This is a genomic window from Gelidimonas diazotrophica, from assembly GCF_055694025.1.
Window position 1 is genome coordinate 1,304,282 of record NZ_CM146349.1, and the last position, 15,151, is coordinate 1,319,432.

A 15,151-nucleotide genomic window follows, 5' to 3' on the forward strand; every position below is an offset into this window, starting at 1 on the left:
ATGCTTATAAAGCATGGCATCTACGCATATATTTTAAGCGGAATTAAAAAATACATAGCCGTAGTATGTTTAAAAAATACTGTTCACGCCGCAGGTAGAAGCAGTATCCCGAACAGAGCTAGCACGGCAAACCACAGTGTTGCCGTTGTCACCACCAGCCGCCAGGCGCGGCAGATGTCTGTCGCCACCGCAACCCGCCCCACGCCCAACGGCGGACGATGTTCAAGTTCGCCGTGATACACCGCTGGGCCACCCAGCGTCAGACCGAGCGCACCGGCGCCGCTTGCCATCACCGGCCCGGCGTTCGGGCTGGACCAGGCCGGCGCTTGCGTGCGCCAGCACTGCCAGGCGCGGCGTTTGTCGGCCAGAGTTTCGCCCAGCAACAGATACGAGAAAGCCGTCAATCTGGCCGGAATCCAGTTCAGCACATCATCGAAGCGCGCCGCAAAGCAGCCGAAGGCAAGCAGGCGGGGCGTGCGGTAACCCCACATTGCATCCAGCGTATTGGCCAGCCGGAACAGCAGCGCGCCCGGTCCGCCGGCAATGATGAACCAGAACAGGGTGCCGAATACCGCGTCGTTGCCGTTTTCCAGCAGCGATTCGACGGCGGCTTTGGCCAGATCGGTTTTCTGCGCGGCTTGGGTGTCGCGGCTGACGATGCGGGCGGTCAGTAAGCGCGCCTGCGCCAGATCGCCACGCGTCAAGGCTTCGGCAATCGGCAGCGCATGCTCGCGCAGGCTGCGCAAGCCGATGCAAAAATACAGCAGCAGCGCATGCAATACCAGTCCTGCAATACCAATATCGGTCAGCCACACCGCCAGCAGTGTGAGAGGCATGACCGCCAGCAGCCACGCCAGCGTCCCGCGCCAGAATCGATTGGTGCCGCAATTCATTTTGCGTTCGATCACATTCGCCCAGCGCCCGAAACCCACCAGCGGATGCCAGTGCCGCACTTCGCCCAGCAATGTATCGAGCGCGATGCCGGCCAGCGCCAGCAGCACCAGCAACGGCAAATCCAGCCCGATCAGCATCGGCCGCCTTTAAGCGCTAGCGGCAGACCGGCTGCAACCAATATCACCCGTTCGCAACGGGCCGCAACCGCCTGATTCAGGCGTCCAGCTTCGTCGGCGAACCAGCGCGAGACCGCACTGAGCGCCACTCCGCCCATGCCGACTTCGTTTGAGACCAGCACTACATCGCCTGTCACCGTCTCCAATGCGTGCAAAAACTGTGCGCGCTGGGTTTCAAAACAGGCCGGCGGCGTGATGCGGCCGACTTCGGAGAAATCCTGCGCTTCGGCAAACAGCAGATTCGATAGCCACAAGGTCAGGCAATCGACCAGCACCAGACGCCCGGGTGTGCTCCATTGCAACAGCGTGTCGCCCAGCGCCAGCGGTTCTTCCACCGTGGTCCAGACGGCAGGCCGTTGTTGCCGGTGATGTGCAATGCGTGCGGTCATTTCAGAGTCGCCGGCCTGGGCGGTGGCGAGATATACCACTTCGCGGCCGCTGGCAATCGCCACACTTTCGGCGTAGGCGCTCTTGCCGGAACGGGCGCCGCCCAGGATCAGGGTCGCCGTCACTGGATGCTCCTGTTTTGAAAATTATTAATAATTATTTTAGTTACACCATATTTCATGCGATTTCCTCTACGGGAATATAAATTGTCCGCTTGCCGTGTTGCACCGTTTCAATCGGATGCCCCAGGCAGCGGCTCAGAATCGGCGCTTGCATGACTTCGGCCACTGGCCCCGCCTGCCATCGGCCGTCGCCCATCAACAGCAGCGCATGACTGGCGACGCTATGGGCCAGATTCAGGTCGTGGCCGACCATCACTACGGTTTTAGCCTGCTCGCGGCACAGCCGTGCCAGCAAACGCATCACGCTGACCTGATGTGCCAGGTCCAGCGCATTAGCCGGTTCGTCCAGCAACAGCAGGGAAGTATCTTGCGCCAGCAGTGCGGCAATCGCGACCCGTTGCCGTTCGCCACCGGACAGCGTGCGCACATCGCGTGCAGCCAGCTGATCGACTTCCATCGCCTGCAGCGCTTGATGTGCGGCCAGATGGTCGTCGCTGGCTTCCCAATAGCGGTCGGCGTGATATGGATGACGCGCAGTCAGCACGGTTTCGATCACGCTATAGCCGAACGCGTCGCTGCGCGCTTGCGGCAGGAAAGCGCGTTCGCGTGCCAGCGCTTCCAGCGGCCAGTCGGATAGCGCTGTGCCGCCCAGTTCGATATGGCCGCCGTCCGGTTGACGCAAGCCGGCCAAAGTACGCAACAGCGTGCTTTTGCCCGCGCCGTTGCGGCCGATGATGCACCAGCATTGTCCGGCCTCGATTTGCCAGTCCAAGGCATCGATCAGCAGGCGTGCGCCGATCTGCAGTTTAAGATTAAAGGTATGCATCATTTGCGCCGGATATGGTGAAGTTGCAACAGGAATACCGGCACCCCGATCATCGCGGTCACCACGCCCACCGGCAATTGTTGCGGCGACAGCACGGTGCGCGCCAGCGTGTCGGCCAGCACCAGAAAAGTCCCGCCGACCAGCACCGATGCCGGCATTAACAATCGATGGTCCGGTCCTAGCGCAAAGCGACAGGCGTGCGGCACGATCAGGCCGACAAAGCCGATACTGCCGGCGCTGGTGACCGCGCTGGCAGTGAGCAGGGCAGCGCACAGGAATAGTCCTTGGCGCAGCAGGCCAACCCGTACACCCAAGGTTGCCGCCGCCTCCGCATGCAGCGCCATTACATTGATCGAACGTGCAACTCTTTGGGCAAACAACAAAGCCGCAACTAGCACCAGCCACGGCAGCCAGCGCACTTGGGTGCCGGACAGATCACCGATCATCCAGAACACCATGCCGCGCAAACGACTGTCCGGTGCAATCGACAGCATCAGAGTCACCAGCGCACCGCAACCCGAGGCCAGAATCACGCCGGTCAGCAGCAACAGCGAGGCTCCGCCTTCTGCCGCCAGGCCACCGCGCAGATCGCGCCGCGCCAGCAGATACAGCAGCAGAGCCACCGTTATCGCACCGCCGAAGGCCGCCGCATCAATCACCCAGGCCGACGCCATGAGCAGCATCGCCGCCAGCGCGCCGACTGCAGCACCGCCCGAGACGCCCAGCACATAAGGATCAGCCAGCGGATTGCGCAGCAAGGCTTGCATCATCACGCCGGCCAGCGCCAGCGCACCGCCGGTAACAAAGGCCGATAGCGCCCGCCCGAGGCGCAATTCAAGCAGAGTCGCAGCCAGGGTGGATGGTGCACCATGCAGGATTTCGCCCAGGGCAGCCACCAGATCAGCTACCGGCAACACGATCGAACCCACCATGCCGGCCAACAGCAGCGCGGCGGTGGAAAGTACTGCGAGTGAAATCAGTGTGACGACGCTACGATGACGCGCTGTGAACGATGCGACAGAATCAGGATTACAAGACACTCTTGTCCTTTGTCAGGGATAAAACGGTTACCCGCATAATGTGCGCCGACCTTCAGGCGCGGGATTTAAGCTTAGCGCCAACCTAAGCCGGATACGGTAGGTTGGTATTGAGCGGTTTCTGTAGGAGCGCACCCGGGCGCGAAAGCAGTCGCCAGACTGCAGCCGTTAATCGCGCCCGGGTGCGCTCCACCAAAATCGTAGCATTTCGCTCTTAATTGCCTTGCTGGCTAAACAGTTACTCAATTTTTAATAAACATGGGAGTATGCCAAAAAATACTGCATATTCCGCATATATTAATTATGTATTTAATAAATACAAGGAAGAGTAACAATAAGAAATCAAATTCCAGTCATCATCCAGGCACCGCTGGCTGCCACCATGGCGCCGGTAGCGCGCAGCACCAGACTTTGTTTATCCAAGCCCTTGCCCAGCGCCAGACCGAGGCCGTGCAATGCGGCGGTGGATGCGATAAAACCGATGCCGTACTGCCATGCCGAGCCCATTCCCAGCAGCGGCATTTCTGCGCCGTGCGCATGACCATGGAAAATCGCGAACAAAGCCACAATGCCGGCACCAATCGCAGGCGTCACGCGTACTGAAAAAGCGATCAGCAAACCCAATATCAGCACCGAAGCGGCAATGCCGATTTCGACCATTGGTAATCCGATACCGGCCATGCCGACGCCGCCCGCCACTGCCATCAGCGCCACGAAACTGGCCGGCACCAGCCATTTTGCGCGCCCGCCCAGTTGAAAAGCCCAGACCCCGACCGCAACCATTGCGAGCAAATGATCCAGACCAAACAGCGGATGGGCAATACCGGCCATCAAGCCGCCGCCATGACCCGGATGGGCATTGGCAATACCGCAGAAAACGACGGACATCAGGGCGATACACCAGCGGATAAATTTACTGTTCATTGGAGTTCCTTAAGATAAAAATGTGACGGACGATTCAGGTTTATTACGATTCTTTAGCAATTATTCAGCCCACAGACGACAGCGGTTTTCTCCTCCCTTTGAAAGCATAGGTATCTACACATCCAGCAATCCACTGTTTTGCTCCTCTCTCCCGCCTGCGGGAGAGAGGCCGGGAGAGAGGGAGACCGCAAACATTCCACCGCATCAATATGGCAATGCAATCAAGGTTGGGCCTTGTTTTGACACCTTGCATATTGCGAGCACCCTCCCTTGCAGGGCGCACATTCGCTTGCAAGCGAATGCCGTTCAGCAGGCGGGCAGCATGCTGCCCGAAACCCCTGCCTCACCCCCCGGCCCCTCTCCCACAAGCGAATCGCATCGCGATTCGGGCCCCAGGAAAAGCCATGCCGGGCGAGGGGAGCAATGCGCGCTCGCGGTTTAGAGTCGCAAGTTGTGTAGATACTTATGCCTTGAAAGGGAGGGAATTTCCCCTTCATCATTTCGGCGCTATCAGCCAGCTATTTTCATACACCATGTCTTGCAGATTTTGCCGCTGCGCCCAGCCTTCCAGCTCCAGCATCGGCTTCGGATAGAACGCTTCCACATGGCCCACGCACAATATGGCGACTGGTTTGGCGCCGTCAGGCATGCCCAGCAGCAGGCGCAGTTGTTCCGGGTCGAACAAGGAAACCCAGCCCACGCCGATCCCTTCGGCGCGTGCCGCCAGCCAGAGGTTCTGGATCGCACAGGCGACTGAGGCCAGATCCATCTCCGGCAGCGTGCGGCGTCCGAAGATATGCTCGTCGCGCCGGTCCATCAGCGCCACTACCAGCAGTTCGCCGCATTCGCGTATGCCTTCCACTTTGAGCCGCATGAATTCATCTTCGCGCGCATGCAAAGCTTGCGCGGTAGCGACGCGCTCTTGCTCAACCATCTGATGCATCGTGGCGCGCAGGGCGGGGTCGGAAATCCGGATGAAGCGCCACGGTTGCATGAAGCCGACGCTGGGCGCAAGGTGCGCGGCATGCAGTAGGCGGGCCAGCAATTCCGGCGCGATCGGGGCGGGCAGGAAATGGCGGATATCGCGCCGTTCGGCAATGGTCTTGTAGACCGCTGCGATTTCTTCGTTGCTGAATTGGTTCATGGCAAGCTCATGGAAAATTCATGGCAAAAACAGCGCGGCGGCCGCGACTGGGTTGGAGGGGAAGTAACAGTGCAGATAACTGGCTGTCAATCGCCCTGATTGGAATATTTTTTCACCGGGCGACGTATTGTGCAAGCGTGTTCCGCAAGCCAAAGGCACTAACGGCGACGCTATCATCGAATGGTGAAAGGTATGGCTGCGCAACACGCCGCCCGGCATTGCTGCCGATTGATAACCGAGGCCTTTCAGGCCCGGTTGCATCACCGCATGCCCTGGCAACAGGCCTGCCATCGCGCCGCGTTTTCCATTCTTGTCGGTCAGCGATTCGAACAGATACAGCATGCCGCCGCACTCCGCGTACATCGGCTTGCCCTGTTTGAAATGGCGCTGCAATGCTGCTTTCAGCGCCACGTTGTCTTGCAACTCTGCCAGATGCAGTTCCGGATACCCGCCCGGCAGGTACAGGCTGTCAACCTGCGGCAGCGCTTGGTCAAGCAGCGGAGAAAAGAACAGCAGTTCGGCCCCCATCGCCCGCAGCAGATCCAGATTGGCCGGATAAGTGAAGGAGAACGCCGTATCGCGTGCAATGCCGATGCGCACGCCTGCCAGAAGCTGTTGCGGCGCATTTTCAGCGCTGGCGTTGAATTCGACTGCGGCCGGCAATGCGGCAAGGCCGGTCAATCCAATTGAAGTGGCGGCGGCCGACAGGCGCAATTCAAGGTCGTCGATCTCGTCGGCCTGCACCAAGCCCATGTGCCGTTCCGGCAACGCAAAATGTGCGGCACGCGGCAGGCTGCCGAAATAATGCTGTTCCGGGCGCATGCCTTGCTGGATCATTTCCGCATGGCGTTCGCTGGCAACTCCGTTGGCGAATACGCCGGCAAACGGCAAGCCTGGGCGAAAATACGCCAGCCCATAGGCGATCGCTCCCAGCGTTTGCGCGACGCCCTTGGCATCAATCACCGCCAGCACCGGCACGCCCAATAGTTCGGCCAGATCGGCGCAGCAGGGCGTGCCGTCGAACAAACCCATCACGCCTTCGATCAGGATCAGATCTGCATCCAGCGCGGCTTCATATACCCGCCGCCGACATTCGGCCTCGCCGGCCAGCCACAGATCGAGCTGATACACCGGCTGACCGCTGGCACGTTCCAGAATCATCGGATCGAGGAAATCCGGCCCGGCCTTGAATACCCTGACTTTGCGTCCCTGATCCGTATGAAAGCGCGCCAGCGCCGCCGTCACGGTGGTTTTGCCGTGATTGGAAGCGGGCGCGCTGACGAATAGGGCAGGGCAGTTGCGCAGAGCGGGTGGCACGTTCAAAATTCGACGCCTTTTTGCGCCTTGATGCCCTGCGTCAGGTACGGGTGCTTGAGCGGACGAATCTCGCTGACCAGATCGGCCAGTTCTATCAATTGCTCCGGCGCATGTCGGCCGGTGACCACGATGTGCAGCATTTCGCGTCGCTTGCTGAATACATCGAGCACTTCAGCCAAGTCCAGGTATTGATACTTGAGCACGATATTGAGCTCATCGAGTATCACCATGTCGTAGGACGGATCATTGATCATCCGCACCGCTTCGGCCCAGCCCCGGGCGGCGGTTTCGATGTCGGCGTTGCGGTCCTGGGTGTTCCAGGTGTAACCGGCTCCGACTACTTGGAAGTCGCAGTTCGGATTGCTGCCCAGCACTTCGCGCTCGGCGCTGTGCAACGCGCCCTTGATGAATTGCACCACGCCCAGTTTCATCTGATGGCCGAGGATGCGCAGGCCCATGCCGAAGGCGGCAGTGGATTTGCCTTTGCCGGTGCCGGTGTAGACCATCAGCAAGCCTTTTTCCTTTTGTGCAGCGGCTTTCTTCTTTTCGAAGCCTTCTTTGTGACGCTCGGTCATCCGCTTATGGGCTGCTGTATCAGTTTTCATTCAGGATTACCTCCAGGTGGTTCCGCTCAGGTTGGATAAAAGCGCCGCTACTCGGGCGCGGCTTGGGTGGTAGCCGATAAAAACCAGCTCCGATTTATGCTGTGCCGGCTTGGCTTCGGTACTCATGACCAGCCGCGAACGCACTGCCTGCACCAGTACCGTGTTGGCGCTGTCATCGCTGCGAATGAAGCCCTTGATTCTTAATAGCGGTTCTTGCTTTGCAGCTTCGAGCAGTGCAGTTTTCAATTTTTTTGCCTGCTGCGGCGCGGTGCTGCGCAGCGTGAACGATAGCCAGCCCGGGTCTTGCTCGTGAAAGTGCTTGTGCGTTGCCAGTCCGTGCGTATGCGCATTCATGCCAGAGTGTGCATGGCCGTTCAAGCGGCTCTGGCTGGCGAGTACGGAGGTACCCGAACTCGGCATTGAGGCGATCGGCGTGTAGCTTTGATGCGCGACTAGCGTTGGCTGGTGCAGTCGCAGCCCCAGTGCCAGGCGGATATCGAGTTGCGCGTTGTACGCCAGTTCCAGGAAACGCACGTTCGGCGCACGTTCCCGTACCCGGGTTTCGGCCAGCAGCAAGGCGGCTTCGTCCAGCGCGTCGATCTTGTTGAGAACCACCACATCCGCATATTCGAGCTGCTGATCGAACAGGCTGGAGACTGAATTTGCGACGGCGGAATTGGCATCGGCGCTGCATTCGAACTGATCTGACAGCAGCAATGGCGTATCCACCACCGCCAGCGTCGCGTCCAGAATGAAATCGTTCGCCAGTTCAGGCCCTTGCAGCAGTTCCATGATCGCCGTTGGCAGCGCCAGTCCGGAGGTTTCGATCAATACATGATCGACATTCGCACGCCGCGCAGCGATCGCGCGCATGGTGGGGATAAACAGTTCGTCGTCGCCATAGGCAATCAAGCCGTATGGGAAATCATGAATCCGGATCTGCTCGTGACCGTCCGCACTGTCGCGGATTAGCGCGCCATCAATCGACACTTCACCGAACTCGTTGATCAATAACGCCAAGCGACGACTTTGCCGGCTTTTGATCAGGTTGCCGAGCAAGGTGGTTTTGCCGGAGCCGAGAAAGCCGGTCACGATGGTGACCGGGATTAACTGATTCATTTCCGGATATCCCATGCAGCCAATTGCTGCACCACCGCATCGAAGCTAGAGGCGGCAAGCGGGTATGCCAATTGCGGCCGTTTGATCACCAGCAGCGGAATATCCAGCGCTTGCGCCGCCGCCACTTTGGCCTGATAGCCGCCGGCATCGCCAGAATCCTTGGTGACCACGCAATCGATGTCCCAGTCCTGCCACAGCGCGCTGTTGAACGCTTGCGAGAACGGCCCCTGCATCGCGCAGATATGGCTGCGCGGCACTCCGGAATCGATTGCGCGCTGGATGAATTCGGGCTCCGGCGTGACCCGCACAAACCACTCGCGCCCGGCCGCACCCGGCGCCTGCAGAAAGGTCGCCAGATCCTTGGATCCTGTGGTCAGGAAAATCCGCTTGCCGGTCGCAATCGCGTGCTGGGCCGCCTGCTCCATGCTGGCAAACAACTTTTCGTGCAAATCATCGCATTCCGGTGCTATCGCACTGGGGCGCTCGTAACGGATATACGGAATTCCAAGCGTGTGCGACAGGCCGATCAATTGTTCCGACATGTGGTTCGCATACGGATGCGTTGCATCCAGCAACACGCTGGCCTGGGCGCGGGTCAACGCTTGCTTGCGCGCTTCCACTCCTTGTCGTCCGGCCCAGACTGTCACGCCCGGGCAATTGCCCATCGCCACTTCCGCGCCGTATTCAGTGGCGGCGGAAACCACAACTGGATAACCCAGTCGCGCCAATTCGGTAGCCAGCGCATTGCCATCGCTGGTGCCGGAAAACACCCATACCGCATGTTCCGGCATCGGTTTATCTTCCACTTGCTGCTTGGCTGAAGAGGCCCAGTCGTTGTAACCGCGTGGCGTAAAAATCCAGTCGCGCTTGCGTGCTGTAAAGCGGTTGCCGATCACGATGGTGGTGAGCATGTCGAACTTCAGGGCCGGCAACTCATCCAGCCGGTGAATGCTGATCTTTTGGTCAGGCCGATAGGCATTTCTGACCACGCCGCACAGCGTTTGCGGGTCCTTTGATTCGAGCATGATGTTCAGAATCCGATACACGCCTTGCTGGCGGCCAGCGCTCTGCACGTTGTAAAACACGCAAGCCAGATCGGCCTGCGCAATATGGCGTGCGCGGTTTTCGATCCAGTCCCACGGGCAGAGCAGATCGGACAGACTAAGTGTCGCGAAGTCATGCGACAGCGGCGAGCCCAGCAGCGATGCGCAGGCGTTCGCCGAGGTAATGCCCGGCACCACGTTGACCGCGAAGGTATCGTCTTCGCGGATTTCTTCGAACGCCAGTGCCGCCATCGCATAAATCCCGATGTCGCCGCTGGAAACCAAGGCAACTTTGGCACCGCTGCGCGCTTTCTCGATTGCCAGCAATGCGCGTTCGCGTTCCTGCGTCAGCGGCGGCGTGTGGATTTCCTTGCCGGCCAGCCAGGGTTCGATCCAGCGCAAATACAGCTCGTAGCCGACGATTATTTCGCTGTCGCGCAACGCCGCTTCGGCTCGCGGCACGACCATATCGGCAAATCCCGGCCCGACTGACACCAGATTCAGTATTCCACTCATGTTGCTATCCAATTCATATCCTGCACCACTGCCACGGCCACGCCGTCCAAAGTTGTTTTCGGCACCAGCAAACTGCCGCGCCCGCTGGCAATCAGCGCGCACGGCTCGCATACCCCATCAACGCCCACATTTTGCTGCACCCAAGCCGAAGGCTGCGTTACCCACGGCCGCGCTGCCACGGTTGCGCATGCAATCACGCGCAAGGGCAAGTCATGGCGCTCGCAGAAGTCGAGCAATCCCGGCTCCCGCGCTTTCAGATCGATCGTCGCTATCTCGCGGATTTCACTGATGTGGCGCTGCCCCAGTGTCAGCGCCTTGCTTACGGCCGCTTCGATCCGCTCGGCAGGCACGCCTTTGCGGCAGCCGATCCCGACCACCAGCGGCTTCAATGCCTCAGTCGCGGTGGTCACCACCGGCACCGCGCCGACCGCATTGGCAACCCGATATGCCAATCGATTGGCGCCACCTTCGTGGCCGGCCAGCAGCGACACCGCATAACGCCCGGCTTCATCCAGCACCACCAGCGCCGGATCGCTGTGCTTATCCAGAGCCAGACCATCGAGAAAACGTACTGCAATGCCGCTGGCCGCCAGCATCAGCCACTGCCTATGTTGTCGATAAGCTGCGGCAAATTGCTGCTTCTGCGTCACCTTGGGATTGAGCCAGGGGCGATAAATTTTGCCGCCTAGCCGTGCTTGCAGGGCAAGCGCAAGCGCTTCACCTTCGGCGCGCACCGGCCAGATGCCGAGCATCGTTTCTGATACAACACTCACGCAGCGACCTTTTCAATTTTTGGCTTGGTCTTTTTCACCGCACGGAACAGATGCTTGAAATCCTTCGAGTACAAGCTCGATTCCACTTGCGCGCCATGTCCGAGCGCCGCGCCCACCAGCATCATGGTGGTCAGGTTCCATTCGCCGCGCTTGGTCTCTTTCAGTATCGTGCCCAAGGTGCCCTGATAGATGCGCTGTTCCGGCCAACTGGCGCGATACACCAGAGTCACCGGCGTATCCTCCGGATAATGCAGTTGCAAGTCGGTGACGATTTTCTTCAGATGCGGTCCTGACAGGAAGATGCACATGGTGGCGCGATGCTCGGCCAATTTGGCAATCGCTTCCGCTTCCGGCACCGCAGACGCACGTCCGGAAACACGGGTCAGGATCACGGTCTGCGACACTTCCGGCTTGGTCAGTTCGGACTTGATGGCGGCTGCTGCAGCGGAAAACGACGACACGCCGGGCACCACTTCGTATTCGATGCCGAGCGCATCAAGCCTGCGCATCTGTTCGGCCGTCGCGCCATAGATCGCAGGGTCACCGGAATGCAGGCGCGCTACATCGCTGCCGGCCGCTTGTGCGCGCACATAGCAAGCCTCTTGCTGTTCCAGGTTCAGTGCAGCGGTATCGATCAACTCGGTCTCAGGACGACAATGCTGCAGCATTTCTTTCGGCACCAGCGAGCCGGCATACAGGACCATCGGCACTTGCCCCAGAACCTTGGCGCCACGTAATGTAATCAGATCGGATGCGCCGGGGCCAGCGCCTATGAAATACACTTTCATGAATGTCTCTTTTCTCTTGGTGTCTTGCGTATCAGTAGCGTGGCGAGATAACCCATCGCCTCGGTTGCACATAGGTTGCCGACATCGGCAGACAGCATTTCGCCCGGCAAACCGATGCGGCGCGCAAACGCGCAATGCTCGGCAATCCCCATTTCGCGCAGCAAATCCAGCACCCAGGGCAGACGCGCGCCGACTTTCATCAGCACGATGATGTCGTGGCTCTCGATGTCGCTGCGCAAGGCAGCAGGATCATCGGGGCAGGGCAGGATTAGCGTGCGCTCTTTGCCTTCGCCGAGCGGCCACCCCAGCGCCGACGCGGCTGCCGCGTAGCTGGTAATGCCGGGAAAGGTGCGATGCGGCATATTCGGCAGCCGATCACGCAATGCCGCCAGCACATAGCCGTAAGTGGAATAGGTGAGCGAATCGCCGATTGTCAGGTAAGCCACATTGCGCCCGGCGCACAGTTCGACCGCAATCGTCTCGGCCACGCCGGTGTAATGCGCGCTTAACACCGAGCGATCCGGGTCCATGTTGAACTCGACATCCCGTATCCGTTCCGGGGCGATGTCAATACCGGCCAGACATTGCAAGGCGACCGAGTCCTGCGTACCACGCGCCCGAGGCGCGAACACGACATCCGCTTGGAGCAAGGCCTCGACCGCTGCCAGAGGAATATAGCCGGCAGGGCCGGGGCCGACACCTATGCCCCAGAACATGCCTAGTTGCTTGGTCTCACTCATGCGTCTTCTCCAAGCGCATTGCCGTGCAGATCGAACAGGCGTACTTCAATCCGTATGACTGCCGGCACGCGCTCGTGCGCCAGCACGCCGATGCGGCGTTCGATTTCGATCCACAAGGCGTGCGCGCCGGGTTCACTTTTCATTCGTTCCATCGCTGCTTCCACTGTATTTGCATTCGTTATTTCCTGTACCAGATGTGGCGCAAATCCGCGTTCCGCCGCCACTCGTGCCACACATCCCATCGCCATTCCGCTCTTGCTGGAATGCGTGTCCCACACACCGTCCAGCACCTTGGCCAGCTTGCCAGGGTGCCCCACTAGCCACAGCACATCGAGCCCGCGCTTTTCTTCGATTAGCACTGTTTGCGTGAAGTCGAGCGCGTCGCCCAGGAAATTCGCAATCTGCACCGTGCACTTTTCCGGCAACAGCAGCACGTCCCTCGCGTAGTCGCGGCCAATCTTGCCCGGCAGGTAAGCGATGGTTTGCGCATCTCCGCCCAGTGCGACCCGGATGTAGACCTCAATCGAGGCAATCCAGGACGCCATCGACATCGGCTCGACGATGCCCGAAGTGCCGAGAATCGAAATGCCACCGAGAATGCCGAGGCGCGGGTTAAAGGTTTTCCGTGCAATCACTTCGCCGTTTTCGCAGCCGATATGCAGATCGAAACCTTGGCTCCGTTCTTTACCTGCGTCGGCTTGTTCCGCCAGCACTTCGGCCACCGTCTGCCGCATCATCTGGCGTGGTACCGGATTGATCGCCGGCTCTCCCACTGCCACCCGCAAACCGGGCTGGGTAGCGGTGCCGACACCTTTGCCGGCGAAAAACCGTATCTGTCCCGTAGCATTGCGAGACACTTCGGCGAAGATAGTCGCGCCGTGGGTATTGTCCGGATCATCGCCGCCATCTTTCAATACTTCGGCCCGTACCGTATTTGCATCCAGCCACTGCACATTCTGGATCGGCACCATCAGATAATGGGCGCGGTCCGGCAGCGTCACGCGTACCTGTTTGCGTTCCTCTCCATCCAATAGCAGGTACAGCGCGGCCCTGACCGCGGCTGTCGCACAACTGCCCGTTGTCCGTCCCCGGCGCAGGCCATTCAGCGCCAGTACACTCAGATCGAATTCCTCTTGTTCAGCCAGGCTCATACGCTGCGAGCTGATTTAATGCATCGATCATCATTGCGTTGACCACGGTTGCCGCCCACGGCGAACCGCCGCGTGTGCCGCTATTGGTGATGCGCGGCACTTGCATGCAGCGCCGCAAACTGTCCTTGCTTTCACGCGTGCCGACAAAGCCGACCGGCAATCCGATCACCAATTGCGGACGCCAACCGTGTTCGCGTATCAGGCGCGTCGCTTCTGTAATTGCGGTAGGCGCATCGCCTATTGCCAGAATGATGTCGTTGCCGAATTTTTCCCACGCACGCCGAATTCCGGCTGCAGAGCGGGTGATGCCTTGTGCCTGCGCCATCAGCGCGGTTTCCCGATCATGCACGCCGCACCAGGTTTCGATACCGAGTTGTTCCAGCAATGCGCGCTTCAAGCCGGTCTGCACCATGGTCACGTCAGTCACCACGCGCTTGCAACGCAATAGCGCGCGGATACCGGTCTCAATAGCGCCCGGAGAAAAATAGATGTCATCGACCGCATTAAAGTCGCCGCTGGTATGCACCAGCCGCTGCAGCGTCGTCAGATGCGCGGCAGGAAAAATCGACCAGTCGCGACCACTCGCAATAATGTGAAAGCTTTCGGCTTCGATCGGGTGCGGTTCGTAAGGCGTAAATTCGGGTTGGGTTGGTGCTGTGGTCAGTGCTGCGGTCAGTGCTGCGGTCAGCGCGCTTGCATTCTCTTTTTCCAGCAAGCCGCGCACTTGCAGATGATGCGCTTGCTGCGGCTCTCCGACTTGCTGTTCGAAGCCGACAATTTGCACACGATACTTGCACAGCGAACAGTTCATCGCTGCACGACCCTCAACCGCCTCCTGCGCACGATCGATCAACACATCGGCCACAAACGGATGCACCCCAAGATAACCTGGCTTGAGCACTTCCAGCTCCGGCTCACGCTGCTGCAATGCATCAGCGGCGGCGTAAATCCGCTTGACTAGCACACCGTCGAACAGGAAAAAAGGCAGCACGACCAGCCGCTTGAATCCCAGGCGGGCGGCAGCGCGCAGACCGTCATCTACCAATGGCTTGGCAGTGCCGGAAAAACAAACATAGACGCCGCCGAAACCCATGCCTTCTTCGAGCATGCGGGCGAGCTTGGCGATTTCTCCGTTGGCATCCGGATCTGTGGTGCCGCGTCCAACCAGCACCAGACAGGATTCATCGCGCCGCACTGTTTGCGCGGAAAACGCTTCGGCATCAACGATACGTTCCTGGGCCAGTTGCAGCAGTTGCGGATGCAAATTGAGCGGTGCGCCAAAATGGAAGTCGATCTCGGGATATTCTCGGGCCAGCGCCAGCACCTCGCTCGGCATGTCATTCTTGGCGTGGCGCGCACCCAGCAGCACGCCGGGCACCACCGCAATTTGCCGCACGCCTGCAGCCAGATTGGCTTTAACCGCTTGGTCTATCGTCGGATTGGCAAATTCCAGATAACCGTGACTGACTACATGCTGTGGCGCACGCGCACGGACCAGCTCAACCAGCGCCTCGAACTCGCGCACGCCATCCGGATCGCGGCTGCCATGACCGGCAACGACGATGCCGAACTGAGCAGGATTTTGCATC

At 59.6% G+C, this 15,151-nt stretch carries 15 protein-coding genes; all 15 read right to left on the minus strand.

Going from position 1 to position 15,151, the window contains the following annotated elements:
• Positions 1-83: 83 nt before the first annotated feature.
• A complete protein-coding gene (cbiB, locus tag KGFNPO_RS06075; RefSeq protein WP_472633602.1) occupies positions 84-1,031 on the minus strand; it encodes an adenosylcobinamide-phosphate synthase CbiB in 948 nt (315 codons plus the stop codon).
• Positions 1,025-1,582, minus strand: coding sequence for a bifunctional adenosylcobinamide kinase/adenosylcobinamide-phosphate guanylyltransferase (gene cobU, locus KGFNPO_RS06080; RefSeq protein WP_472633604.1), 558 nt, complete (start codon positions 1,580-1,582; stop codon positions 1,025-1,027). The genes cbiB and cobU overlap by 7 nt, the downstream gene beginning before the upstream one ends.
• Before the next feature lie 52 nt (positions 1,583-1,634).
• On the minus strand, positions 1,635-2,408 hold the full coding sequence (locus KGFNPO_RS06085) for an ABC transporter ATP-binding protein (RefSeq protein ID WP_472633606.1): 774 nt from the start codon (positions 2,406-2,408) through the stop codon (positions 1,635-1,637).
• A complete protein-coding gene (locus KGFNPO_RS06090; protein ID WP_472634398.1) occupies positions 2,405-3,385 on the minus strand; it encodes a FecCD family ABC transporter permease in 981 nt (326 codons plus the stop codon). The genes KGFNPO_RS06085 and KGFNPO_RS06090 overlap by 4 nt, the downstream gene beginning before the upstream one ends.
• Before the next feature lie 399 nt (positions 3,386-3,784).
• Complete coding sequence (locus KGFNPO_RS06095; protein ID WP_472633607.1) at positions 3,785-4,366, minus strand: HupE/UreJ family protein; 582 nt, start codon at positions 4,364-4,366, stop codon at positions 3,785-3,787.
• Between the two features lie 496 nt (positions 4,367-4,862).
• A complete protein-coding gene (bluB, locus tag KGFNPO_RS06100; protein WP_472633609.1) occupies positions 4,863-5,510 on the minus strand; it encodes a 5,6-dimethylbenzimidazole synthase in 648 nt (215 codons plus the stop codon).
• 18 nt (positions 5,511-5,528) lie between these two features.
• Positions 5,529-6,836: a cobyrinate a,c-diamide synthase gene (locus tag KGFNPO_RS06105; RefSeq protein WP_472634399.1), complete on the minus strand. Its 1,308-nt coding sequence runs from the start codon at positions 6,834-6,836 to the stop codon at positions 5,529-5,531.
• On the minus strand, positions 6,830-7,432 hold the full coding sequence (cobO, locus tag KGFNPO_RS06110; RefSeq protein ID WP_472633610.1) for a cob(I)yrinic acid a,c-diamide adenosyltransferase: 603 nt from the start codon (positions 7,430-7,432) through the stop codon (positions 6,830-6,832). Before cobO ends, KGFNPO_RS06105 begins: the two co-directional genes overlap by 7 nt.
• 6 nt (positions 7,433-7,438) lie before the next feature.
• On the minus strand, positions 7,439-8,551 hold the full coding sequence (locus KGFNPO_RS06115) for a CobW family GTP-binding protein (protein ID WP_472633612.1): 1,113 nt from the start codon (positions 8,549-8,551) through the stop codon (positions 7,439-7,441).
• Positions 8,548-10,110 (minus strand): precorrin-3B C(17)-methyltransferase, encoded by a 1,563-nt coding sequence (cobJ, locus tag KGFNPO_RS06120; protein ID WP_472633614.1) that lies wholly within the window; start codon positions 10,108-10,110, stop codon positions 8,548-8,550. Before cobJ ends, KGFNPO_RS06115 begins: the two co-directional genes overlap by 4 nt.
• The gene (locus tag KGFNPO_RS06125) at positions 10,107-10,862 is read right to left on the minus strand and encodes a cobalamin biosynthesis protein (protein WP_472634400.1); all 756 of its coding nucleotides are present in this window, start codon (positions 10,860-10,862) and stop codon (positions 10,107-10,109) included. The genes cobJ and KGFNPO_RS06125 overlap by 4 nt, the downstream gene beginning before the upstream one ends.
• Before the next feature lie 17 nt (positions 10,863-10,879).
• On the minus strand, positions 10,880-11,671 hold the full coding sequence (cobM, locus tag KGFNPO_RS06130; RefSeq protein WP_472633615.1) for a precorrin-4 C(11)-methyltransferase: 792 nt from the start codon (positions 11,669-11,671) through the stop codon (positions 10,880-10,882).
• The gene (gene cobI, locus KGFNPO_RS06135) at positions 11,668-12,411 is read right to left on the minus strand and encodes a precorrin-2 C(20)-methyltransferase (RefSeq protein WP_472633617.1); all 744 of its coding nucleotides are present in this window, start codon (positions 12,409-12,411) and stop codon (positions 11,668-11,670) included. The genes cobM and cobI overlap by 4 nt, the downstream gene beginning before the upstream one ends.
• The gene (gene cbiD, locus KGFNPO_RS06140) at positions 12,408-13,562 is read right to left on the minus strand and encodes a cobalt-precorrin-5B (C(1))-methyltransferase CbiD (RefSeq protein ID WP_472633619.1); all 1,155 of its coding nucleotides are present in this window, start codon (positions 13,560-13,562) and stop codon (positions 12,408-12,410) included. The genes cobI and cbiD overlap by 4 nt, the downstream gene beginning before the upstream one ends.
• The gene (locus tag KGFNPO_RS06145; RefSeq protein WP_472634401.1) at positions 13,549-15,150 is read right to left on the minus strand and encodes a precorrin-8X methylmutase; all 1,602 of its coding nucleotides are present in this window, start codon (positions 15,148-15,150) and stop codon (positions 13,549-13,551) included. The genes cbiD and KGFNPO_RS06145 overlap by 14 nt, the downstream gene beginning before the upstream one ends.
• Position 15,151: the final 1 nt, after the last annotated feature.